Source organism: Chitinophaga sp. (assembly GCF_019236475.1).
Taxonomy (GTDB): domain Bacteria; phylum Bacteroidota; class Bacteroidia; order Chitinophagales; family Chitinophagaceae; genus Chitinophaga.
Window position 1 is genome coordinate 1 of record NZ_JAFAIX010000003.1, and the last position, 25,434, is coordinate 25,434.

Annotated in this window: 15 protein-coding genes; 9 read left to right on the forward strand and 6 right to left on the reverse strand. The window is 43.0% G+C overall.

Annotation, left to right across the window (positions count from 1 at the left end):
* The 3 genes from JO154_RS02180 to JO154_RS02190 all read left to right on the forward strand — a co-directional run.
* The coding region (locus JO154_RS02180; RefSeq protein WP_291941465.1) for an RHS repeat-associated core domain-containing protein at nt 1–3,829 on the forward strand (3,829 nt) is incomplete at its 5' end.
* A complete protein-coding gene (locus JO154_RS02185; protein WP_291941466.1) occupies nt 3,829–4,293 on the forward strand; it encodes a hypothetical protein in 465 nt (154 codons plus the stop codon). The genes JO154_RS02180 and JO154_RS02185, both read left to right, overlap by 1 nt.
* A 197-nt stretch (nt 4,294–4,490) precedes the next feature.
* Entirely contained in the window at nt 4,491–6,815 is a 2,325-nt protein-coding gene (locus JO154_RS02190; RefSeq protein ID WP_291941468.1) for a GH92 family glycosyl hydrolase, read from the forward strand.
* Nucleotide 6,816: 1 nt separating this feature from the next.
* Here the strand turns inward: JO154_RS02190 and JO154_RS02195 are convergent, their stop codons facing one another.
* Nucleotides 6,817–7,722 carry an AraC family transcriptional regulator gene (locus JO154_RS02195; RefSeq protein WP_291941470.1) on the reverse strand — a complete coding sequence of 302 codons (906 nt, stop codon included), beginning with the start codon at nt 7,720–7,722 and terminating at the stop codon, nt 6,817–6,819.
* Between the two features lie 65 nt (nt 7,723–7,787).
* Nucleotides 7,788–8,663 (reverse strand): AraC family transcriptional regulator, encoded by an 876-nt coding sequence (locus JO154_RS02200; RefSeq protein ID WP_291941472.1) that lies wholly within the window; start codon nt 8,661–8,663, stop codon nt 7,788–7,790.
* A 322-nt stretch (nt 8,664–8,985) separates the two neighbouring features.
* Here JO154_RS02200 and JO154_RS02205 point away from each other — a divergent pair, with 322 nt between their 5' ends.
* Genes JO154_RS02205 through JO154_RS02215 form a run of 3 tightly spaced genes read left to right on the forward strand, consistent with a single transcriptional unit; the run spans nt 8,986 to nt 10,711 of the window.
* Nucleotides 8,986–9,768 carry a DUF1269 domain-containing protein gene (locus JO154_RS02205; protein WP_291941473.1) on the forward strand — a complete coding sequence of 261 codons (783 nt, stop codon included), beginning with the start codon at nt 8,986–8,988 and terminating at the stop codon, nt 9,766–9,768.
* A gap of 41 nt (nt 9,769–9,809) precedes the next feature.
* Nucleotides 9,810–10,424, forward strand: a complete 615-nt coding sequence (locus JO154_RS02210; RefSeq protein WP_291941474.1) for an HdeD family acid-resistance protein — start codon at nt 9,810–9,812, stop codon at nt 10,422–10,424.
* A 56-nt stretch (nt 10,425–10,480) separates the two neighbouring features.
* Entirely contained in the window at nt 10,481–10,711 is a 231-nt protein-coding gene (locus tag JO154_RS02215; protein WP_291941475.1) for a general stress protein CsbD, read from the forward strand.
* A 72-nt stretch (nt 10,712–10,783) separates the two neighbouring features.
* Here JO154_RS02215 and JO154_RS02220 read toward each other — a convergent pair whose 3' ends face one another.
* Both JO154_RS02220 and JO154_RS02225 read right to left on the reverse strand, forming a co-directional pair.
* On the reverse strand, nt 10,784–12,751 hold the full coding sequence (locus JO154_RS02220; protein ID WP_291941476.1) for a M1 family aminopeptidase: 1,968 nt from the start codon (nt 12,749–12,751) through the stop codon (nt 10,784–10,786).
* A gap of 47 nt (nt 12,752–12,798) precedes the next feature.
* Nucleotides 12,799–13,596 (reverse strand): helix-turn-helix transcriptional regulator, encoded by a 798-nt coding sequence (locus JO154_RS02225; protein WP_291941477.1) that lies wholly within the window; start codon nt 13,594–13,596, stop codon nt 12,799–12,801.
* 258 nt (nt 13,597–13,854) lie between these two features.
* On the opposite strand from JO154_RS02225, the gene JO154_RS02230 reads away from it, so the two are divergent.
* Nucleotides 13,855–14,235, forward strand: a complete 381-nt coding sequence (locus JO154_RS02230; protein WP_291941480.1) for a DoxX family membrane protein — start codon at nt 13,855–13,857, stop codon at nt 14,233–14,235.
* Between the two features lie 170 nt (nt 14,236–14,405).
* Here the strand turns inward: JO154_RS02230 and JO154_RS02235 are convergent, their stop codons facing one another.
* Both JO154_RS02235 and JO154_RS02240 read right to left on the reverse strand, forming a co-directional pair.
* Nucleotides 14,406–15,314: a DUF4249 domain-containing protein gene (locus JO154_RS02235; RefSeq protein WP_291941481.1), complete on the reverse strand. Its 909-nt coding sequence runs from the start codon at nt 15,312–15,314 to the stop codon at nt 14,406–14,408.
* A 3-nt stretch (nt 15,315–15,317) separates the two neighbouring features.
* Nucleotides 15,318–17,696, reverse strand: coding sequence for a TonB-dependent receptor (locus tag JO154_RS02240; RefSeq protein ID WP_291941483.1), 2,379 nt, complete (start codon nt 17,694–17,696; stop codon nt 15,318–15,320).
* Between the two features lie 766 nt (nt 17,697–18,462).
* On the opposite strand from JO154_RS02240, the gene JO154_RS02245 reads away from it, so the two are divergent.
* Both JO154_RS02245 and JO154_RS02250 read left to right on the forward strand, forming a co-directional pair.
* Nucleotides 18,463–21,828, forward strand: a complete 3,366-nt coding sequence (locus JO154_RS02245; RefSeq protein WP_291941484.1) for a M43 family zinc metalloprotease — start codon at nt 18,463–18,465, stop codon at nt 21,826–21,828.
* A 552-nt stretch (nt 21,829–22,380) separates the two neighbouring features.
* A complete protein-coding gene (locus JO154_RS02250) occupies nt 22,381–25,398 on the forward strand; it encodes a SusC/RagA family TonB-linked outer membrane protein (RefSeq protein WP_291941485.1) in 3,018 nt (1,005 codons plus the stop codon).
* Nucleotides 25,399–25,434 lie beyond the last annotated feature (36 nt).

Genomic DNA, 25,434 nt, shown 5'->3' on the forward strand with positions numbered 1-25,434 from the left:
ACAACAACCTATCGGTGCTGCCATTAGTAGCGTAGGTTTGATGGAGAGAGACGACACCTTGTACCTGGCCGCAGTAATGCCTAATGTCTCCGGACTCTATCCTACTGTCATCAGGCAATCGGTTAGTACTGGTCAAAACTATGATGCCTTAACCTATAAAACAGCAACTGCCACCAGTACCAACTTTGATATCATCAGCACGCCACTGGGATATACTTTAAGTGGTGAGTTTGGCGGTAGCGGTGGTATAATCAATATCACTGCTGATAAAGCTGATGCTACCCTCCAGGTAATGCAGGCCCCCGCCGGACGTGCTACCGGTAGCTGGCAGGCAGGTGCTACCGGCGATGGTAGTATCATCAGCGGCCAGTCCAACGGAGACGTTTGGCTGCACAGGATGTACCCAGACGCTGTATTATGGTCTAACCATATACAGCTCCCAGCCAATGAACGCATCAATAATATTATCCAACGTAAAAATGCCACCTATGCAGCGGTGGGTATGACGGGCAACAACGCCATGTTGATCCTGACTAGTGCCAGTGGTAAAACAGGCTGTAACGATGCTCCTGCTTCCATGAGCTATATGGCGTCTTCCTTAAATCCGAATGTAATCGATACCACTACGCTTGGAAAGGCCACCTATCTGGGAAGTTGGAATTTCAGCGACTTGGGCATTGGCGAACGGATTAACAGCGTGCTGGCGTCTCCGTTATCATGCCCTGGTATTGATACCTGCTATTATACTTATACTGCTATGTTATGCGGTAATACCAGCCCGGTATTTGACGAAGCACCAGAGATGCCAACCAAATGTACTGATAGCTTACTGTTAGCAGATCTTAAAGGAAATGAAATCTTTAACTATCGCAGGGATTCTGTGCTCAACATCTTCGATCAGTCTTACACCAGTAAGGCGATGGAAGCTGCCATGCAGGAAGAACTGGCCATGCAGTATAACAACAGTGAATATCACTATACCTTATACTATTATGACCAAGCAGGGAACTTAGTAAAAACCGTTCCTCCTGCGGGTGTAATTAAAGACAGATCCACTGCCTGGATCAACCAGATAAAAGCTGCAGTGGCCAGTGGTAATACGCTGGTACCTCTACACAGTTTGACAACAAATTACCGTTACAATACCCTAAATACTATCGTGACGCAAAAATCTCCAGATGCGGGTACCTCTAATTTCTGGTATGATCGTCTGGGTAGACTCTCCATTTCTCAGAACGCGCAACAGCAACTGGACAACAATTACAGCTATACATTATATGATGAGATCAGTAGAATTACTGAAGTTGGTCAGATAAACACCATAGCTGTGATGTCGGATGCCGTTTCCAGAAACCAGGCTACACTTAATAGCTGGTTAACTGCTCCAGGTGTAAGCCGCACCCAGATTACCCGTACCACTTATGATACCCCTAATCCATTTACAAAATGGGTCTACTGGGTACCTGATAATGTGAGAAACCGTGTGGCTTGGAGTGCTGTGTATAATGACATCGCAGATACGCTCCCTGGAAAACACATAGCAGCCACTTATTACAGTTATGACATCCATGGGAATGTAAAATCATTACTACAGGATTACCGTTCTAGTTTTGCAGATACAGCCAATGCCTTCAAAAAAATCAACTACGACTATGACCTCGTTAGTGGGAAAGTCAATCTTGTCAGCTACCAGCCAGGACAAAAAGACGCATTCTACCATCGTTACAGTTATGATGCAGAAAACAGAATCACCAATGTGGAGACCAGTAGAGATAGTATTTATTGGGAAAAAGATGCCTTTTACCAATACTACAAACACGGTCCACTCGCAAGAGAGGTCTTAGGACAAGCACAAGTACAGGGCATCGATTACGCCTATACGCTCCAAGGTTGGTTAAAAGGAGTAAATAGTTCTTCCCTTGGTACCGATAAGGATATGGGTGAAGATGGTAAGCCATCTGGAGAAACAGCCAAAGATGCCTATAGTTATAGTCTCCATTATAACAATAACGACTATTCGAACATTAGTGGTATCGCTGCTATTTCTGTAGTTAATGTTAATCGTCCACTGTACAATGGCAACATTGCTGCAATGGGAGTTAACCTACCTAAGGTGGGAGAGCCATTACTCTATAGCTACACCTACGATGCACTCAACCGCATCAAGGCAATGAATACCTTCATAGGACTGGATACAGCTAGTAACAAGTGGACACCAATAGCTGTCAATGACTTCGCAGAATCTATTGCTTATGATCCTAATGGTAACATCCTGCGTTATAACCGTAACGGTAACAAGACCTGGGCCGGAAAAAATCTGGCAATGGACAAAATGACTTATCACTATATCCCTGGTACCAACAAACTGGAATACATCTCTGATGCTGTAGATAGTAGTTATTATGATACTGATATTGATAATCAAGCAGCAGGTAACTATCATTACGATGCCAGTGGTAACATGATCAACGACACAGCCGGTAAGGTTAAAATTATCAAATGGAATGTTTATGGTAAGATTGCTGAAATTGTAAAAGAAGATGATTCAAAAATCAGATATATCTATGATGTGGCTGGTAATCGAATCAGCAAAATTGTAGGCGACATTGAAACTAGATATGTACGTGATGCCAGTGGTAATGTAATGAGTATTTACAAAACAGGAGATCCCAAAATCAACCAGGGTCAAATGAGCCAAACAGAAACACATTTGTATGGTAGTAGCAGATTAGGCATCAATAACTGGGTCACCAATATGGCGGCTCCGGATACCGTAAATAGTTACCCCCTATTAGGTTTAGGTTCAGGATATTTCAGTAACTTCCAACGTGGTTATAAGTTCTTCGAATTATCCAACCATCTTGGTAACATACTCGCAACAGTTGGGGATGATAAGCTTTCCATAACATCCAACGACAGCACAATTGCTTACTTTATACCAAGGATTGTATCTGTCCAGGATTACGCACCGTTTGGTATGGGATTGAATGGCAGATCATTTAGTGCTGGTAGTTATAGATATGGGTTTAATGGTAAGGAGAATGATAACGAGGTAAAGGGTGCAGGGAAACAGGTTGATTTTGGTGCAAGAGGCTATGACCCATTAATAGCCAGATGGATAAGTGTCGATCCACTTTATAAAAAATACAGTGCCTTAAGTCCATACACGTTTGTAAATAATAATCCCATTCAGTTTATGGACCCAGATGGCCGTGTAATTACAGATCCTAAAGGTAAGACCGCCGTAATTTTAGATGCGAAAGGTAATATTCAATTCACAGACTTCGTTACGGATGATATAAAAAAAATAGTCAACCTGATGACTAAAACTAAAGTAGGTACCGAAGTAGTAAAACAGTTAATTCGTGCAAATCACAACATAGAATTATATATAAACACTGAGAATCAAGGTTATTACAATATAACCACCAAAAAGATAGAAACTGTAAAAAGTGATGGAGCTAAGATATTAATGGGCTATACAGAACCTACTCTTGCAGATAAAGTATTAAAAAAATCAAAGATTACCATTTTTACAAAAACCATAGCAGCAATAAAGGAGAAACAGATAAAATTCACCAGAGATGGATACATAGTTGATTATGTAAATTTCTCAATAGATGATATTATTGGGGCAACTGCAACTCATGAAGGGACCCATGCTTATGACCCCAAGTCGCAAGTATTTAGACCCGAGGCAAAAACACCGGAAAAAACGCCAGAAGCAAACGAAGCTTCTCATTTTAAGGAGATAGAGGAACAGAACAAAAAACAAAAGGAAATGGAAAAAGAAAAAGAAAACAATACTGAATCAAAAGATAATAATTAATGAAAAATACCAGATGGATATTAGTTTGCCTTTTCCTATTTTTATTTACTCCGAGTCTCTCTGCTCAAAAGGGCTCAGTTGCTCTGAGTGAATATGTAAATAATTTCTTATGGAATGAAGGTTATTTACCACATTCTATATACAAAACTATAAAGGATACAAAAGGAGTTTATTATATATCAAGCCTAGGAAATCAGCACATTAAAAACGGTGAACTACATATATTTGCTATTGGCGCCACATATAGTCATAGCAAAAGGATGATTTTGGTCCAAATAATTAATAAGACTAAAAACAGCCCTGAGTATAGAATTTTTGGTAAAACAACGAATTTAAACGAGATACAGGAATTGTATTTATTCTTTAATCAATATAATATCCCCTGTAAGGTCAAAACCCAATGCTATGATTTGTTATTCCAAGATGCCATCGATGCTGGAGAAGGGATAGAGATAACTCCTTAATGGCCTATTCTTGATAACTCCTCAGTAATAACCTTATCTGATGAGGATTGTATCAATTATATAGCTGGTTATATTCTTTAAGGCCGGTTAAAAGCACCTCCGCTTTTAACCGGCCTTTGTTTCATTAACACTATAAACATTCCAAAACAGGTATTATTTTTATTCTATCTTGATGATAGCATAATACAATAGCACCTATGTATAGAAGAATCCTCGTTTTCCTGCTCACGCTCCTCGCCCTCCCGGCGAAAAGTCAACAGGCACACAAACGACTCGTGGATGAAGTGAATCCCTTCATCGATACCCATAACTCCCGCTGGTTCTTCTTTTCCTCTGCATGCCGCCCTTTTGGCATGGTGAGCTTAAGCCCCGATACCTGGGCTACTGGCAGTTGGAAGTCGGGCTATCTATACGATTCTTCCTATATCCGCTGCTTCAGCCATATACACTGCTGGGAAATCTCAGGTATCCCCGTGATGCCTACAACCGGCGCTATGAAAGGTCAATTAGGCTTCGAAGCCGTGAAATCAAAATTCACCCATGACAAGGAAATCGCTAAACCAGGCTACCATAAAGTACTCCTGGAGGATTATGGTATCACCGCTGAACTGACGTCTACCTGCCGCGTAGGCTTTCACCGATATACCTTTCCTAAGACCGATACCGCCAATATCCTATTTGACATCGGCGCGACGCTAGGCCAAGGCCGAATGGATTCCGCGGCTATTCAAATGGAAAGCCCTTCGCAGTTATCAGGACTTGCAGTCATGGCACGTACTAGTCGGCGGCAAAAGCCACTCACCGTATATTTCGTCGCACAATTCAATCAACCTATCTCAAAATTCGGCGGCTGGAAAAAGATAACCAATACCCCCGAACGCACCCTCCTGGACAATATTTCAGCCGTTTCCGGTAAAGAAGCCGGCGGCTATGTTACCTTTTACAAAGCTAAAGGGCCAGTCTTGCTAAAAGTAGCCATTTCCTACACCAGCATTGAACAAGCAAAACTCAACCTACAATCCGAACTCCCCCACTGGAACTTCGATCAAGTAGTAAACGAGTCCTTCAACGAATGGGATGATCAACTTGGTAAAATAAAAGTGACAGGCGGTACAGCCAAACAACGCATTAAATTCTATACAGACCTCTGGCATAGCCTATTGGGCCGCCATATCTACAGCGATGTTAATGGTCAATATGCGGATAATACTGGTGCAAAAACTGTTATCCGACAGATACCTACAGATCCACAAGGGAAGCCACTCTTCAACGTACACAACTCCGATGCATTCTGGGGCAGCGAATGGAATTTGAATATTCTATGGTCCGTTGCTTATCCCAAAGTGATGAGCGATATGATCTCTACCCTCGTAGAATACTACAAAAATGCCGGCATGATCGCTCGAGGCCCTAGTGGAGGCAACTACACCTTTGTCATGTCCGGCGACCAGGCAGTCCCGATGATTGCTGCTGCCTACAACAAAGGTATCCGGACCTTTGATGTGGAAGCCGCCTACAAAGGCTGCATTAAAAATGCCTCGCCAGGCGGTATCCGCGATCATGTGGGATATGAACTGCAACCGCACTCCTATATGCAACACTATATCGATAGTGGTTACGTCCCCGAAGGCATTGACGGCAAACATATGCACCGGGAAGGCTGCGCGCTTACTTTATACTTTGCCTACCAAGACTGGTGCATGGCCCAATTGGCAAAGGGCAAAGGCATGATGGAAGATTATCAACATTATCTCAGTCGCTCTTTCAACTACCGCCATGTTTTTGACAGTACCGTTGGATGGATGCATCCCCGGGAACTGGATGGCTCCTGGATGAAAGACTTTACCCCCACCAGTAAAGGCTTTAATGCGAGAGGCTTCATCGAAAGTAATTCAGCTATCTACACTTACTACGTACCACACAATATCCCCGACCTGATCCAACTAATTGGAGGAAACGAAAAGTTTGCAGCAAAACTGCAACAACAGTTTGAACTAGCAGCACCCAATAGGTTTGTCGTGCCACATGGCTACCATGCCGAAGGCTGGCTGGATTATGAAAACCAACCATCCTTGCATATGGCACATCTCTTCAATTATTGCAAAAAACCATGGCTCACACAATATTGGGTACGCAGGATCAAAGAAGAGTGCTATGGAGATATCACTCCCTATGGAGGCTATAATGGTGATGAAGACCAGGGGCAAGTAGGTGCGTTAGGCGTTTTAATGGCCATAGGACTATTTGACGTAGAAGGCGGCGCTGCAATAAATCCGCATTATGAAATCACCAGCCCTATCTTTGATCAGATCACCATTCAACTAGACCAAAGCTATTATCCAGGAAAAACATTCGTGATCAAAACGATCAACAATAAATCAGGCAATTGTTACATTCAATCCGCTAAACTAAATGGGAAAGCCCTCAATGATTTTCGATTCCCGCATGATACCCTGGCAAAAGGTGGTACGCTGGAAATCTTACTGGGAGCTACTCCCAACAAGGCATGGGGTATTAATTAAATTATTCCGTTGGCGGTTTTTTAAACTGCTTAATATAATCAACCGGAGGAACACCAGTAAGGTTTTTAAAGAAACGTGTGAAATGCGACTTTTCCTTAAAATCCAGGTAAAAACTGATTTCAGAAACAGTGAGCGTGGAATGTAATAAGAGGTGTTGCGCTTCTGTCAACACTCTCCTATTAATGATTTCCGATGGTGTTTCTCCGGTAATTCTTTTGGTGGCCAGCCATAATCGCGCGGGGGTGACAGACAAAATACCAGCCGCCGCCTCCACCGATTTTATAATTGGGTAACTCCCCTTGATCAACTTATAAAATTGCTGCAGCAGATGGTAATCGGCCGAATGATCCTGGATGCTGCCTTTAGGGGTGATGAGCCGTTTAGATTCAATCAAGAGGATGTGTAGATAATCGGCAATGATATTGTCAGACCATGCACCGTTCTTTTCAAACTCCGCATGGATTCTTTCACCCAATTGCAGCAGGATATCCGCCTGTTCTTTACTAATAAAATGGAAGCATTCATTTTCCCAGAAAAAGGAAAAATCCTGGTGGAAACGACCATTCGGATAAGCCTGTTGGATGAACGGTTCCGTAAAGAAAAAACAATAACCTTTGGCCGGAGCTTTTTGACTAAAATCAAACAAGTGAAAGGGGGAGGTAAAGAAAAGGGTACAACTACGTGTAGCCTGATAGGGCGCATTATTGATGGAAAAATCAAATGCCTCATTCTCTATGATGGCAGCGATATAAAATAATGTTCTGGTACATTTACTGGTGCGTGCAAATCCTTCACCCCGTGCATGTGCCAGGTTACAACTGTAAAAATCTCCATTGTGTGTACGCCCAGCCACTTGCACATGGGCGAGTAAATCATCAATCTCTCGGAAGATAACAATCGGTATCATAGCACCTAAAGATGCTCCTTCTATACCCGATTATAGTCGCAAAAACAAAGTATCTCAATTGAAAATCAAAGAATGGATTCCCGGTATTCCTGAGGAGATATGCCAGCGTTTCTTCGGAAAAAAGAGGAAAAATATCCTGAATTCTCAAAGCCCAACTGAGAGGCCAATTCTTTAACAGATAGCTTAGTGGAACTTAACAGGTATTTGGCCTCCTGCATTATTTTATCATCGATCATTTCCTTCGCACGCTTCCCATTATATTTATTGACGAGGAAATTCAGGTGATTGGGATGTATATGCAGCTCGTTTGCATAAAACCCGACCAACCGATGCTGCGAAAAATATTGATCTATCAGGTTGTTAAATGCCTCGATAGTAGGATGATAAACAACTGCTTCTGCAGGCACATCGGCGTCAATGAAGTATCGATCGCACTGAATGAGCAACTCCAGAATTTTAACGGCGATCAGTTCACTTTTATTCTTATGATGGGATTGATTCTCTGTATGGATCATGGTCATGATGCCATCCACCGCTTTTTGCTGTTTAAGGTCCAGCGCCAACCAAGGCCTGATAGAGCGCTTCAGTATATTTTTGTTCTCAATCAAATGTTTTGGAAACGCATTGTTGAGGAAAAAATCACTATTAAACAACAAGATATACCCTGAACATTCCAAATCCCAATACCGGGTGGAATGAATCACATTTTTAGGGATGATGAGCAAGGTATTTCCCTTAAAGGAAAAGCTGAAATTCCCTACAGACTTCTCTCCTTCCCCTTTCTTTACATAAATAATGCAGTATTGCGCCTGTTTGTTGGGCGGAACCACCCCTTCGAGCTCCCTGATCAGGTCCTCCAGTAGCTGGATCTGAAAGTTAAATTTATGACGCAGGCGTTTATCGATGTCGATAACACCATCCTGGGCATATTTTTGAAACATGACCCTATATTCCACTATTATTTGCTCATCCGTCATATACTATAAAAATACGGGTTAAATCGAATTCCTCCATAGAAATCCCTAATTGAAGAAATATCCAACTATTCTGAAGAATTAGATAACCATATAGTATGGATTACAAGATACCTTCAGGTAGTTAAAATTACAGCTCCTTCACTCCGTTCTATCTGTCAATGGGAGCTGTAAGATGAGAATACCTCAAAGTGCTAACCAGTTAGTTACTATTCGTTTCGCTGAGCGTAAGGCCATTTAGAATACTCCATCCAATTTACTATCATTTAATCACCAGAAAAATTCAGTTATGGAAAATCTTGTCGTAACCACGTTCCAGGGCCATGAAAATGCCATGAACGGCCTGAACCGGCTCAAGGAACTTGACCAGCTTCACGATATAACTATCTATCATGTAGCCCTCATCCGGAAAACCAATGACGATCAATTTGAATTCCTCCACCAAGAAGGGGCCGATACCACCGCCTATCCCATCACAGGAATGGCAGCCGGTACGGCGATTGGCGCCATCGGCGGCCCTGTGGGCATGATGATCGGGATGCTTACCGGTGGCCTGCTAGGCGCAGCAGACGGCATGGATACAGATGCTTTTTCGGAGGACTTCCTCCATAAAGTGAATAGCCATGTCACCCCAGGAACTTTTGTATTAATAGCGGATGTAGAGGAAGATAGCGAGTTCATGATCAATAGTTATTTACAACCCTATGGTGGGACCTCCGTACATACGCCTATCACAGATCAATGGGATCAATACAACCAAGAACAATGGGATGAGTTAGACAACGAAATTGACGAAGCGGAAAAAGAATTAAAAGCAGCAAATGAACAACACAAAGCCGCTATCCAGGCAAAACTGGAACGGTTAAAAGATGAAAAGCAAAAAAAGCTAGCGGCATTCAAAACCCGCGCTGCACAAACAAAAGACAAACTCCAAGAACGTGTAGATAACCTGGATCAGAAGATGAAAAATGTGGCAGATGAAACTAAAGCGAAAATAAAGAAGCATCAACAAGCCGTTAAAAATAAGTTAGACAAAGTAACCGAAAAAATGGCCGATGCATTCGATGAATAATCCGTCTTTCCCCTATTTAATCACTTCACAAAAACAAATCTATGAACAACGTTATCGAAACGCTCCGATCTGACGTCAAAAACTGGTGGTGGTACCTCATCTCTGGATTGCTATTTATCGCAGCAGGTATCGCCATTTTTGCAAAACCACTGGATGGTTATGTAAGTCTCAGTATACTCTTCAGCATCGTAATGATTGGTTCCGGCATTAGCCAGCTATTCTTTTCCATTTCCAATAGCAATATTCTTAGAGGATGGGGATGGATTTTGGTATCAGGTATACTAGACCTAGCAATAGGCTCCTACCTACTCATGTATCCTATAGTAACAATGGTAACACTCCCCTATTTTCTTGGGTTCTGGCTAACATTCAGGTCCTGCTATATCATGGGGGCTGCTATTGATCTAAAAAACCTAGGCGTGGATAATTGGGGATGGGTCCTCTTCGGTGGTGTTATAGTGCTTTTACTAGGCGCCCTCATCATCTACTATCCAGCGGCTGGCGTAATCGGTATCATAGCGGTATCCGGATCTGCATTTATCCTAGCGGGTCTACTGTATATCTACCTCTCCTTCCAACTGAAAAATATAAAATCAACAGTCGATCATTTCAAGGAAGCCGCGGGTAAGATCAAACAAGAATTCCGACAAATATAACCTACCGCATCCCGAAAAAAGATCGTCTCTATAACAAACAATAAAAACATCCAATTATGAACACACAAACATTAAAAAACTCCTGGAGTGAACTGCAAACTTCACTGAAACAAAAGTATTCCAAACTCAAAGATGAAGACCTGAAATATGTTGCAGGTAAGGAAGAAGATTTATATACCCGTATACAGTCCAAATTAGGAATGACCAGGGAAGAAGTAGATAAAATGCTAGATGAACACCACGAACAAATAGAACAAAAAATCAAGAAAGCTGGAGCAAAACATTAATGCTTCAAATACCAAAGTTTACAGCCGGTTGAAAACCAACACTGGATTCAACCGGCTAATTTTATCTCCCCCCTATTTCCGAAACAATAGCACTTTCGCTTCCATCCCATCTGCTTTCCCATTGGCAGCATCTGCTGTGATAGCATTCCTACATGCCCACTGCAATAATGCTTCATCCTTTTTAGCATCTGCAAGTTGCGCAATCCGGTAATAGGTATACGCTAACAAGTCTTGTGCACGCGATGGACATTGTAATGCTTGCTGATAATATCCCAGCGCTTCTTCCCGTTTATTTTGAGCTGCCGCAATCCGACCTAGGTGATAATACAAGGTAAATTCCACACCGTAATTATCCTCCGTAATCCCTTCATCAATATAGGATTTCGCCAATGCCGCCGCTTCATCTGGCTTTTGCTGTATGCGCAAATTCAACACCTTCACTACTTTCGCTTGCGCCCTAGCATTGGGAGTTAATGCCTCATCCCAATGAAGCACCTTAAAATAAGGGTCTATCTCCACTTTAGCCACTGTACTTGTTACTGGCAATTGTAATTGCGTTTTACGTTCGTGAATTTTGATATGTTGCAGAGACGTGGTTCCATTCTGATAAGTAACCAGCACGTCTAGTGGCAATTGATAAATACTATCTTTTTGGAGTACGGTAATGGCAAACATTTTTTGTTGCTGCTGCCAGTTGCTTTCCCATGCAGGCGCTCCTGTGCGCTCAAACCATTGCTGGTAAAACCATTGCAGACTACTCCCATTGGCAATGGAAATTTCTTCCAAAAAGCTTTTCCAAGAAAGTCCATCCTGGCTGTACTGTGCTGTTATCTTTTGCAAGGCTTTATGAAACTTATCCTTACCAACGATATTAGATAATAATTCCAATGCCAGAAACCCTTTGCTGTCGCCGAGGATATGACCATTACTACCCGTGAGGGATACCAATGGCTCATCATTTCCAGCGGCTGCATTTTTGAGATACCCCAGTCCACTTTGATCCCGGAGATACCCAGGATATCCCGTCTTCCGATAGTCGATTGCATGCAAACTATCAAAATGTTCCACTACTTGTAAAGAGCCATACTGCGCCATACCTTCGGACAGCATGTCCGCTCCCGCAGGGCCTTTGGACAGCACCTTATTCCCCCACCACTGATGCCCGATCTCGTGGCCAAAGAGGGCGTAGTTAAACTCCCGAAGTGCCGCAGTAGGCATCACTACCCCACCCTGTATACTGGCGCCGCCAATACCGGTCAGTTCAGATACCACATCCGGAAATTCAATAATGGAGAAATTGGGAATAGAAAGTGGTCCGAATTCGGATACCAGGTAATCCAATACTGCGGCAGCTTTGCGGGAAATATCATCGCCGTTCACTTCTTTACTCAGACTGTAGGTATAGAATGGAAACCGCCCCTGGTATGTCTGCCGAGTATATTTGCCTAAATACAGGGAAAATATATCTGGTTGTGCATAATGAAATTCAAAGGTATGTGTAGCTCCAACTGTGGACGCTTTAACGGTACTGGCGGCCATGACCGCAGTCATTGGCAGCGGTGTGGTTACCCAAAGTGTACCCGTTCCGCGCGTATAATCATTGCCGTTATCTGTATGCGACATTACCTGTGGATACCATGGAGCCCCATACCCGCCCGCCATACAAAAACTACTATCCATGTAAAATTGAAAAGCAGGGGCATCTCCCCGATCATATGCGAAAGTAAAATGTAAAGTGGTACCTACAGGCAAGGAGGGTTTAAATCGCCAATGGTAAACAACATCCCCGGAGGCATTCAGACTGGTGTCCATACTAGCGCGGGTGCCCTGGAGTTGTAACGGTGTCTTCCCTGTGCCTTTATTGATAACAACCGTGACTGAATCAGCCATTGATTTATCGGTTTCAAAAGACATACTACCCTGCACGGCAAAGGTCTTCTTTGCTGGATCTACATTTACATGCAACTGATAGTCCAGCTTTTGCTGTCCGTAAAGCAGTATAGGTGATAGAAAGTATATAAAAGCAAGAACTCGGCGCATCTTTTCTACAAAGTAACGGTATGCCCCGTTATAAAAATTGTATCAGATTAACTATTCAGCCATCGCCGGAATTGATGGGGAGAGCATTGGTAATAGGACCTGAAAATCCTTACCAGGTGGGCACTATCCGAGAAACCCGCCGTAAATGCAATATCCGCTATTGGTAATTGTGTACTGAAAAGCAGTTGCACCGCCCGCCTAATCCTCATTTCCAACTGGTACTTCCCTATTGTCATCCCTTCTCTTTCTTTGAAAGCACGTGCCAGGTAGATGGGATGAACATAAACCCTTTCTGCAATGGATTTAATCGTATGATGGGTATCAAACTCATTCTCCAGGATCATCTTTGCCTGCGAGAACCACGGCATACGGGTGGGCATTTTCACTTCCGCCGCTTCAGATAACCAACTCAAAATGTATTCTTCAGAAATGGAGGTGGAAGGATCTTGCAGAAAAGCATACAAGAGCTGATAGAGGTAATTAAAAGTGCCAGTATTATATTTCACCAGTGTTTTAGGGAGACAGCCATCCATCATGACTGCTTCCAGCGCTTGTTGTTTAAACTCAATGTTCAAGCATCGGCCAGGGGCTTCATGGAAATGATTGGCATGTGAATACCCTGCGGGCCTAAAGAGCACTTCTCCCGGCTGAATTATTTTTTCAGTATGGTGGCCCACTTCGCGATAGCTACCGCTAATCAATAAACTCAGATAAGCATTTTCGTGATAGTGGTCATGAATAATCATATTCGGCTGGTAAGCCGTGATATTTAACTTGAAAAAAGCATTTTCGTTAAACTGTTGCTCCTTTCCAAAATAATGACCGGGCGACAAATTAATACTCATAAGCGGCCGTATATGATACCGGTCTATAAATATACTTTAAATCCCGTAAAAGATCAATATTGGGGCCTTATAAAGCCATCCTGATACACTGTACCTTTAACCAATGCGTCCATCATTAAAATTTCTGCCCGCGAATATTTCATCACCCAACCCTTTCCACAAAATCGAGACTCAAAAAAAATTCTTACAAAAATTTGCGCAACCAATCGGTTGTGCATACATTTGCAACCAATTAGTTTCCCAATTAATTAAATAACTATGAAAAACAAGATTCTTTTTGTCTTATGCCTATTGACTGGGCTTATGTTTATTAATGCAGGCTTGGATAAATTCTTTCATTACATGCCCATACCCGCAAATATGCCGGAGAAAATGGTGAAAGCAGGGAAAGCATTTATGGAAATAGGTTGGTTGATGCCGCTGGTAGGATCAATCGAGCTAATTGGCGGAATATTATTGATTCCAACTAGAACTAGGGCGCTTGGTGCAATTGTACTTTTACCTATTCTAGTGGGCATCTTGCTGGCCAATATCAGCACCGCTCCATCAGGTCTGCCACTGGTAATTATCCTGATCGCCATCATTCTCTGGACAATGGTGGACAATAAGGAGAAATACCTGCCTATGATCAGGAAATAAGCAAAGCCACAATACTTACCTATGTTGCCTTCATACGTTTAGCAATGCAAAACGCATAAAGGCAATGCATATAACAAAGCCGGGGAGATACTTCCCGGCTTTGTTATATGCATTGCAAGCACTTATTCGCAGCAACAAATGGCTAATATTGGCCAGCGTACTACGTGTCTCTACTTCATCACATGTTTCATCGTGCTCACCGCAAAACCACTAAAACACCCTACTACATTATTTCCCTGGATATTACTCTTTAGCACAACAGGCGTCGAAAATGGACCACCATTGGCTCTCGCTTTATTATAACTATCCCAGAAATTATAGACCGGCCGTTCTACACTAACAAGGTAATAAACAGCAGTGTCCCCTACCAGCATGGCCGCTGAATGCGTAATATGTATGGCCTGCCCATTCACCAGTTCATCTGTATTTGGGATATACCTATCCGTATTCAGCGCCCCCCATCCAAATGTATTCTTGGTGTAACGATTTCCCCAGTAATAAATCTGCGCATTACCAAGTGTGTCCGGGTCTGTATAATGGACCGTTAGTCGGACGCGAACAGTACCAGAAGCGTCTTTAAATGGGGTGGTATTGGTAAGACTATCAATAGGTACTGGAATCGGCAAAGTGGTGATAGCTGTGTATTTCTTGCCTTCTGCTTCAATTTCCAGTAAGTAAGATTTTCCTGGTGTACCCAATAATGCATGAGTGGAATCCGTGACAAGTCTGGGATCAAAATAGACTCCCGGAATATTTATGGAATTCATGAATGGTATTTTGCCTTCCTTCATCGTTACTTTACTGCTAGCATCCCATTGATACCCTTTTCCTTTATCTAAAATACCTTCTGTAATCGTTACCGTTGCCTTTTCCACAGCGGTATTAGCAAATTGCGATTCATTGAAGTTGACAGTTTTTCCAATGATCACATAATTGTAGGTACAAAGGCTGTTATTGATATACGCTTCCACCACCAGCATTGGAGGACTCTTATCCAATTGAAGATCTATATTTTTTTCGCAAGCACAACAGAGAAATAGCAGTAATAAAATGATATAACCGTTATTTGATTTTTTCATACATCAGAAATTAAAATTCCATGAAACACTTGGCAGGATAGGAAATAGTATAACTTGTTTACCTTGTAAGGTTTGCTTTTTTTCATCCACATCTATATAAATAAAGTAAGGATTACTACGATTGTATACATTATATACACTAAACACCCAGTTACTTTTAAAGCGCCGCGTGCTTTCAGGATTTGGCGTAAAAGTACAGGAGAGGTCTAGTCGGTGATAAGCCGGCATACGATAATCATTGATGTTGCCGTATCGATCAATATTGGTGAATACGGGTGAATTATTGTTAAAATTATATCCCAGATTATACACAAATCGCCCATTAGGCATGGTGAGTGCATTCCCCGTGTTGAATACAAATAACCCGGAGAACATCCATTTCTTCGACAATTGATAATTGGCCACTATACTTAGATCATGCACGCGGTCATATCGATAGGGAAAGGGTTTGCCTCCATTGAGTGCTTCGAAAGTCCGTTCTGTACGACTAAGCGTATAACCAATCCAGCCAGTGAGTGCTCCTATTTTTTTCTTAATAAGTAACTCCAATCCATATGCCTTTCCTGTACCAAAAATCATTTCACTTTCTAGGTTCTGATTCAAAAACAGTTTGGCGCCAGGCATAAATTCAAGTACGTTGTCCATTTTCTTGTAGTAGGCTTCTGCACTGAATTCGTACCCTTTGGAGAACTCTTTGAAGAATCCGGCTGCTAGCTGATCTGCTATTCCTGGTTTTATCAATCGACTAACAGGAATCCATAGATCACTCGGGAAAGTGGCTGCACTGGTGGTGGCCAGATGTAAGTACTGCACCGTACGGGTATACGAAAATTTGATACTTGTTTCATTGTTCAACAGGTATCGCATGGCCAGACGTGGTTCAGGATACATATACTTGGCTATCCGCGTGCCATTGCCATATTTAATTACCTTGCCAGTAGGCACACCATCTTTTCCATATTCAACCACCTTCCTAGGGCCTACCATATCAAAATAGCTTACCCGTAACCCTCCAAGGATGTTCAATTGTTTAGTGATATCCCAGTCTGCGCTAAGGTAAGCAGCAGCCTCCCTGCCATACTGTTTTTGGATATTTGATATAAATTCCTGCTGCCCCGCCCGCGTACTCCCTGCACCTGGTTGGAATTGATGCCAGATACCTTGCCAACCAGCTTTTAATTTAAAATTGTTGAATGGGATATACATCCAATCATTTTTCACTTGGTAGTCTGAAAGACCTGATGAAAACATCATTCCATCTGTATTATAGGTAATGCTACTACCAAGCTCAAAAGAGTTGCGGAACAACGATAAATCCTGCTGAATCTTTTTGCTGACTTGCGATTTCCAGGTAGCACCAGCAAGCGTATTACCCCAATTCGCTTTAAAATGACGATACCTACTAATAGATTCTTTCTTATCGTAGTTGAAATTGTCTTTACCAGTGTAGAAAGTCAAGGAAATACTATTAGCAGCATTTAACTCAAAATTCATTTTCGCATTCACATCATAGAAATAATACCCATTATTGCGCATGGAATCCGGTGCAATCCACCTGGCGATCTGATCTATATAGGTATGGCGGGCACTTATAATAAAGGAAGATTTCCCTTTGGATATAGGGCCCTCTACGGTAAGTCGCGAGGAAATCAAACCTAGACTACCATTAAGTTTCAGGGAATCTTTATTGCCCTCCCTAGTGGCAACGGAAATCACACTACTCAATCGCCCACCATATTCTGCTGGCATTCCCCCCTTAATGACGGATATATTTTTAACAGCATCTCCATTGAAAATACTGAAGGCACCTAATAGATGGCTAGGGTTATACACTGGAATTCCATCCATCAATACCAGGTTCTCATCGGGGCCACCACCACGTACATAGATCCCACCGCCGGCATCTCCGGCATTTTTAATACCTGGTAGTAAGGTGATAGATCTTAGTGGATCAATTTCCCCAAGCAGTGGAGGTAATTTCTTTATCTCCTCAATACCCAATTGATGGGAACTCATCTGGTTGAGCTGCAATAGGCGGTCGGCCTCAATGGTAATGGACTTAAGTTGTTTTATACTTTTCTGCAGTATAAACGAAATGCTGGTATCACTATGCAATAGGATATGCTGCGTACTACTGGAATAACCAACCGCACTAATTGTAATCCGCCACTGTCCTGGTGCCAGATGAAGTTGGGCGGCGCCTGTTGCATCGGTAACGGCTGTTGCTGCCCCCGCTATAATATTGGCATTGACACCCTGCTGTTGAGAGTCGGTAACGCTTATTTTGAGCGTTTTTGACTGGCCATAAGCATTCAGGCCTGGAAATAATAAAAATAGAAAGTTCCACAGCCTAATTCGAATAGGTTTTCCTCTGTTTACCATTGGCGACAGATTAATCTGGTTACAGCATGCTCAATATCCATGAGCACATCTATGGTTTATATGATGGTCTTTTCAGATCACATAGTAAAAACTGGTTGAAGGTTCTTCCATGCATTTTTAATCTGATTTCAACAAAGGGGATGTAACGATACAAGAATGCTAAATCCATTCACAATTAATACCATACAGACACGACCACGGCTTAGATAGCATAGTTTCTTTCATTATGAATGTGAATGGTTACAGGCGATAGAGTTTAGGACAATCAATGGATTCCACAGAATCACTTAAAATACAGGACGCCAAACATAGTGTTGTACGATATGGTTTATTCAGTTGGCATTCTCTGATACTATTGGTACGGCTTTAAGCAATAATTACGCCAGAAAGAAGGAAGTGTATCGTAATTTTTCTACGATTTATTAAAGTATAGTAGAAGGTTAATATCCGCATATAAGTAATCAAAATTAGCCTACCGCCTTTTTAAGTTGTATGCTAAATTCGTTTATTATATATGTAGAGACCATTGAGCAGACGTAGACCAACAGCATTTCCTATACAGATGCCAGTTGTTTAATACCCGGCCCTATTCGACCAAACGAGAGCAAATACCAAAATCAAGACTAATAGATCATTTTCCATCACCCAGATAATAGCTATCATCAACACAAAATCAGAGTTATGAAATAGAAATCCTGTAGACCTTTTTGCTGGCAGTCCATCACTGCCAATCGCTACACTCATGTAATAACCTTAAACAAATTTTATGTCACAATTATCTAAAAAGATAATAGGGGCCTTGCTATGCCTTTTAATTGCCTTTCAGGCAATGGCGCAGCAAACCACTCCACTGCCTCCCCTGGCGGACCACTGTACCGCCTCTAAGGCCATGCTGGAATTGTACAAAAAACAGCCTGCTGCCAAAAAAAGGGCAGAAAAAATGGAGGCCTTTACCAGATCATTTATCGCCAACGCCCGCCAAATGCGGGCCGCCGCACAAACAACCCAACCCGTGCAATACACCATACCGGTTGTATTTCACATCAATGATCCTGTAAACCCATATAAGGTAACAATGGAACAGATACGCTCTGCCATCGCTATCCTTAATCAGGATTACAACCTACTCAATCAGGACTACTCACAAATCGATCCTCGCTTTATTGGTCTTGCCGCCAACTTGCACATCACTTTTAAACTGGCAGACATAGACCCCAATGGCAACCCTACCACGGGCGTTACCTATCATATCAATGACCTAGACGGCCGCTCCCCAGATGGTTCCGGCAGCGCCGTAAAAAGTATTTCCTACTGGCCAGGAGAAAAATACTTGAACATATGGATTGTGAGTGAGGTAGAACAGAAAGGCGTCTATAATAATTCCGGCTGGACTTACCTTCCAGACGATGGCGTAGCCGCCGCCCATGTAGATGGTGTGGTGTATAACTGGCGTTACCTCGGCGCACCCGGTATCGGCTCCTCTGAAAACGGCTATCCAAACATGAAGCGCGTGCTCACACATGAGGTAGGCCACTTCCTCAATCTGTGGCATACCTTCGAAAACGGTTGTAATGCGCCAGGTGATTATGTAGACGACACCCCTCCTACCCAGTCCAACTACGGCGGATGTAACCTCAATGCGAACTGGTGCGGCGTGGTGGCCAACGTTGAAAACTATATGGATTATTCTTCCTGTGTGAAAATGTTTACACTCGGTCAGAAAGACCGCATGATGGCCGCATTGAACAGTACTGTGGCGTCTCGCAGCAACCTATGGAGCAACACCAATCTTACGGCTACGCTGATCCCTGATTCTATCAAACGCATCATTCCAACCTATGTTACCTTCCTGGAAAGTGATACCAATAACGGTAGTATAACGCTGATGGATACACTCCGCCTAGCTGGAGGTGCTAAATTCACCATGAGCAGCGGCAATATGGTACAGGGTACGCACTTCAGCATACAGAACCTGCCAACTGGCCTCAGCACGGTTATCCAACTGGTAAATGATTCTACTGCTGTACTATCATTCAGCGGAAATGCTACGCAGAATAATGCGGTTAATAGTACCGACAGTGTACGGCTTACCTTCCTCAGTGCGGCGATCCAAGGAGGTACAGGTATATTGAATCGCGCAAATCTTTTGCTGGGCATACATTTCATCGACCCATACAAAATAATATTTGGCAGCCTGTCCAATACGGTCATCAATGCAGCTAATACATGGAACTATTTTACTTTCAATAACACCGGCGACGCCTCATATGGCGGATGGTACGATGGCGGAAAACTGCGCCTGGAAACCTATCAGAAATATGCAGTATGCGATAGCGGTTCCCTCAATATTTCGCCATTGCCTGTCAATACGGTGATTTCAACGACATCAGGGTTTGTGCCAGGAGGCGCCTATCCAAATGAACATAACATCTGGACCACTTCCTTTACCAAATGGGCTGGCCAAACCGCCTATGCTGGTATACAGTTCACCATCAACGGGAAACCCCGCTACGGCTGGATACGCATGAATGTATCCGCTGATGGTAGCACGCTTACGCTGAAAGATTACGCCTATAGCCAAACACCTTATGGCAGCATCAAGGCCGGCGATCCTGGAGGTACATTGCCTATTCTCTCCAAAACAACTGTTCGCGAGGCATTAGCCAACGATGGAAGTATCAGTGATACGGTGAATATTGATTTACTAGGAAATACATTTGCAATCAGTTCAGGAGATTTCAGCAATTCGCAATACAACGTCAGTTCATTACCAGCAGGATTAAGCGTGAAAATCACTGCGCTCAGCAATTCCACAGCCCGCCTTACTTTCACAGGAAAGGCAGCCAATAATGCAGTAGCCAATAATACAAATATTACTATCAATTTCTTGGCAGCAGCATTCAGCGCCAGACCAGATACGGCTTCACAACAACTGGCTATCAGTTTCAGAGATCCATACACGATTAAGTATATTAAGGTAGACACGACTGCATTTACCGTGAATGCTAGCAACAATTGGTATTATTTCCTCGTTGATAATAACAACGACGCGGCTTATGGCCTCTGGATAGACAGCGCCAGACTGCGACTCGAAACCTACTCTAAGCCGATGGTATGTGTGCCAAGTACTAAAAACATATCCCTCCTGCCACTCAATACCAATATCAGCGATACTTCCAGCTTTGTAGCGGGTGGGGCATATCCAAATGAACATATGCTCAGTACCTCCACCTATACTCCATGGAACGGCCAAACAGGCTACGCTGGTTTCAACTTCACCAGTCTAGGCGATACCTACTACGGTTGGTTCAGATTCAAAGTACAACCAAACGGTACCGGATATACGCTGATAGACTATGCCTATAATACGAAGCCGTCAACGGCCATCAAGGCTGGTCAGCAAACCTTGCCTTCTGATACGACAGTAGTGCCTTCGAACTATTGCACGGCCAGCACCTTGCTCAACTATAACAGCATTACTAGGGTTCGTTTGGCTAACCTCGATAATTCATCTGGATGGACTAGTTACAGCGACTTCACCGCACTTACGGCCAATGTTACCAAAGGTCAGGCGTATACCCTTACAGTGAATCTCGGCATAGAATACTGGCCAGACATCTCCGTGGCAGTGTGGATAGATTGGAACGGCGACAAACGTTTCAATGATACCACCGAAAAAGTATATGTTAAACGTGGTGCAGGTCCTTTCACACAAAGCATCACCGTACCTGCCAATGCCATTACTGGTACCACAATGATGCGCGTACGCATGGGATATGGCCAGAATATGGTACCATGTGGCGTGGATACCTATCAAGGAGAAGTGGAAGATTACAGTATTAAAATCAGCAATGGTACTGCTACTCTAGCAGCAATTGCTAACAACAATACCATTACTGCTACCAGTCCGTTTACAGACCGCATCAACATCAACTACCAATCCACTGTAGAAGGTCCGGTAGTGGTACGATTGTATGATCTACGAGGCAATCTGGTACGACGACTTGTGACCAATGTAAACAAGGGAGCAAACGTTATACAACTGCATGACCTAGGAGGATTATTACCAGGAATGTATGTTGTCAACATAGCAAATAAAGAGAAACATGATGAAGTCAAGGTGATAAAATAAGTAAGACTTCCTTTTTAAAAATGGCCGCTTCAAGAAGTTGAAGCGGCCATTTTTTTTTAAACGGATGAATGGTACCCCAACATCTGAAAGAACCTAACTCGTCAATACACCATTACAAGAAAAATTCTTCCAATAACTTTCTAATGAATTTCTGTTTCAATCCTAACGACATTATCCAGCGAACTGCTCTACGTTTGCGGCGCATTAACAAAAACAATACAATGGATACTGAACCTCCAAGTTGGCACATCTATTATTAACCTTCCCATTGTAAAGATGACTTTGGTTGTCTTCCCAATGTGGAAAAAACGAAGTCATGTTCAAATTCAAAACGCTATTTAAGAGTTCGCGACATGAAGACTATGGCTATCCTATAGTCATTATTGCCGCGCCTTGTCTGCTGCAGCCGTATCGGCCATCATCATGATTATTGCGGGGAAAAATTCTTTTCTCAGCAATTTTTCTCCACAATTCCGACAAACCAAAAATTAACAGCACTAATGCTGCATGGCATTGCCATGCCTGAAGAAAACCATCACAAATTCAGAATTTATGCAGATCAAAACTACAATTAACAGTTTAGGTATCATCTGGCTGCTGCTTACCACTCCACTGGCAAGTCTTTTTGCACAAGGCATTCTTTCGGGGAAAGTAACCTCCGACAAAGGCGAGGCATTGCCTGGGGTAATCATTATGGCAAAAGGTACCAACCGAGGAACAACCACAGATTCAACCGGTACTTATAAGATCAATATACCTACGAATGAATGCGAACTCTCCTTCAGCTTGATGGGCTATAAAACAAAACAAGTTACAAGTCATGTACCATCTATATTAAATATTGTATTAGAACAGGGCTCAAAAGATCTCACAGAAGTCATTATTACCACAGGTCTTGCCACTGGCATTAAGAAAAGTAATGCAGCCAATGCAGTAGTATCCTTATCTGCAAGTCGCCTAACAGGAACAGTAGTACCTTCTACCCTGGATGGTGCTTTCAGCGGAAAAGTAGTAGGTGCTACCATTACGCAAATGAGCGGTGCACCAGGCGGCGGCATCTCCATGCAACTAAGGGGAATATCGTCCATCACAGGCAGTTCGCAGCCATTGTTTATCCTCGATGGCGTCATTATCAACGATGCCAGCTTCGATGCCGGTAGAGGCACCAATGCATTTAACGGCTCAAACAGCATTGCCAAAGGACAAGACAACCTCGCCAACCGACTGGCCGATTTGAATGCTTCGGATATTGCATCTGTAGAGATATTAAAAGGTTCCAGCGCAGCAGCCATCTATGGTACGCTCGCCAATGCAGGGGTAGTAATCATAACCACCAAAAAAGGAAGCACGGGTCCTACAAAAGTTAGCTTTACACAAGATATAGCCGCTATCTCCGCTACGAAACTATTACCATACGGAAGCTGGGACGAAGCTAAAATCAGAGCTTTCTATAGTGATACTGCCCAGCAAGATGCAGAGATCGCCGCCTATCAGGCAGCCAAAGCAGCAGGCCATATTTATAATTATCCAAAAGAAATCTACGGCCGTACAGCCCTTGGAACTTACAGTCAACTGGGGATTTCCGGCGGATCAGAAAAAACCAAGTTCTATATTTCAGGGGGATATAACCATGAAGATGGACTCACTAAGAACACCGGTTTCCAACGTGCTACACTTCGTGCTAATATCAACCATTCCATCAATGACAGATGGGATTTCCAACTCAATTCTAACTTTATCAATAATGTTACCGACCGCGGCTGGGAGAACAATGATAACAATGGCGTAAATATCGGTACCAACCTGACTTCACTGCCCGCTTATGCACAGATCCATCGCCTACCTGACGGGACTTACCCTATCAATCCGTATTATGCGGAAAATCCCTTCCATGTGATCGATGCTTTTATCAATCGTGAAACCACCAACCGACTGATCGAATCATTCGCTACCAACTATATGCTGATCAAAAATGAACGCGATCAGTTAAAAGCTAGCTTCCAGGGTGGATTTGATTACTTACTGACGGAAGCCAAACTCTATGCTCCGGAAGATGCACAGTCCCAGGTCAATGCTATCAGCGGCTTTCCTGGCGCATCCAGGTTTACCAATAACAGGAATATAAATACCAATTTCCAATTGGCACTAGTCAATACCATATTTGGAAATCGCTTTACGAATAAAACCTCCGCAGGACTCGTTCGCTTCAATCAAAACCTGTCTGTCAATGCAGTTCAGGGAGAAGGCTTAGTAACTGGCCAACAGAATCCGAATAATGCTGTTGTACGCTCCACCTACAGCTACTTTCAACAAATTATGAATGCAGGCGCATTTCTGCAGCATGAGGTCAACTGGCAGGATAGAATCATTGCGACCGCTGCCATCAGAGTAGACAAAAACACAACAAATGCATCCTACAATACTTTCTATCCCTTCCCTAAAGCTTCATTAGCTGCCAACCTTACAAAATTTGATTGGTGGAATTTGAGTGCCATTAACCATTTCAAACTGAGGTTTGCATATGGGGAGACAGGTGGCCCTGCAACTTTTGGCAGCAATTATAGCCAACTGAATCCTACTATATACCAGAATACCCTGGGTGTTAGCGCTCCTATCACTATTGGAAATAACAAGATCAAATATGAGATAGCCAGCGAAATGGAATATGGTGCTGACCTCGGGTTCTTCGACAACCTGATCACTTTGGAACTCACCTATTATGACAAGAAAGTCAAAAATCTGTTACAGCCTTTCATCCTTGCACCTTCCGTAGGTTATGAAAGCATCACCGGTTATCCAATCGGAGATTTACAAAACAAAGGATTAGAAGTATCACTCGGTATTACTCCGGTGAATAAACCTAATGTGAAGTGGAGCTCTACACTCAACTACTGGTACAACAGGAGCAAAATGACAAGACTGATCATTCCACCTGCTGCTGCCGGTCCCAATCTGGGAGCATTGTATGGATTCAATGAGCTGAGGGTAGGTCAGTCTCCCACTGCTTTCGTTGGAACCCCCGTTAAACCAAATGGCTCTCTGACCCTTTATGGAGATGCGCAGCCTAAATTTCAAATGAGTGACTATAATCAGATTGACTTTTTAAACCACTTTCAACTGACCTTCCTACTCCACTGGAATTATGGCAGTCACGTCAGCAATTTCACGCGGTTCCAATTAGACCAAGGTGGACAAAGCCCTGATTGGATGGTACCCACCAATCTCGATGCTTCTGGCAATAAGATCCCTGGCCCTGCTATCCCAACTGGCCTTGCCAGACAAAAGGGTTTGACCGCAGCATACTTTATCGAAGATGCCAGCTATATCAAGCTACGCGAAGTGGCACTGAACTACGTGCTAGGTAAGTACCAATTGCAAAAATATTTAGGCAATCGCGTGCATGGACTAAAAGTAGGCGTGTCTGCACAAAACCTGTTCACTATTACCAAATACACTGGTTTCGATCCTGAGGTCTCTGCCTTCGGACAGGCTTCTGTAGGCAGCAATTTTGATATCGTAAGCGCACCTTATACGAAGCGTATATTATTCCACCTGGGCGTCGATTTCTAATCTAATAGTGGAAACCTATTCGTTGATTTAAAAAGC

Excerpts from the sequence above, each read along its gene's own strand:
- JO154_RS02185 (WP_291941466.1), top strand. The coding sequence starts at position 3,829 with ATGAAAAATACCAGATGGATATTAGTTTGCCTTTTCCTATTTTTATTT.
- JO154_RS02190 (WP_291941468.1), top strand. The coding sequence starts at position 4,491 with ATGTATAGAAGAATCCTCGTTTTCCTGCTCACGCTCCTCGCCCTCCCG.
- JO154_RS02195 (WP_291941470.1), bottom strand. The coding sequence starts at position 7,722 with ATGATACCGATTGTTATCTTCCGAGAGATTGATGATTTACTCGCCCAT.
- JO154_RS02200 (WP_291941472.1), bottom strand. The coding sequence starts at position 8,663 with ATGTTTCAAAAATATGCCCAGGATGGTGTTATCGACATCGATAAACGC.
- JO154_RS02205 (WP_291941473.1), top strand. The coding sequence starts at position 8,986 with ATGGAAAATCTTGTCGTAACCACGTTCCAGGGCCATGAAAATGCCATG.
- JO154_RS02210 (WP_291941474.1), top strand. The coding sequence starts at position 9,810 with ATGAACAACGTTATCGAAACGCTCCGATCTGACGTCAAAAACTGGTGG.
- JO154_RS02215 (WP_291941475.1), top strand. The coding sequence starts at position 10,481 with ATGAACACACAAACATTAAAAAACTCCTGGAGTGAACTGCAAACTTCA.
- JO154_RS02220 (WP_291941476.1), bottom strand. The coding sequence starts at position 12,751 with ATGCGCCGAGTTCTTGCTTTTATATACTTTCTATCACCTATACTGCTT.
- JO154_RS02225 (WP_291941477.1), bottom strand. The coding sequence starts at position 13,596 with ATGAGTATTAATTTGTCGCCCGGTCATTATTTTGGAAAGGAGCAACAG.
- JO154_RS02230 (WP_291941480.1), top strand. The coding sequence starts at position 13,855 with ATGAAAAACAAGATTCTTTTTGTCTTATGCCTATTGACTGGGCTTATG.
- JO154_RS02235 (WP_291941481.1), bottom strand. The coding sequence starts at position 15,314 with ATGAAAAAATCAAATAACGGTTATATCATTTTATTACTGCTATTTCTC.
- JO154_RS02240 (WP_291941483.1), bottom strand. The coding sequence starts at position 17,696 with ATGGTAAACAGAGGAAAACCTATTCGAATTAGGCTGTGGAACTTTCTA.
- JO154_RS02245 (WP_291941484.1), top strand. The coding sequence starts at position 18,463 with ATGTCACAATTATCTAAAAAGATAATAGGGGCCTTGCTATGCCTTTTA.
- JO154_RS02250 (WP_291941485.1), top strand. The coding sequence starts at position 22,381 with ATGCAGATCAAAACTACAATTAACAGTTTAGGTATCATCTGGCTGCTG.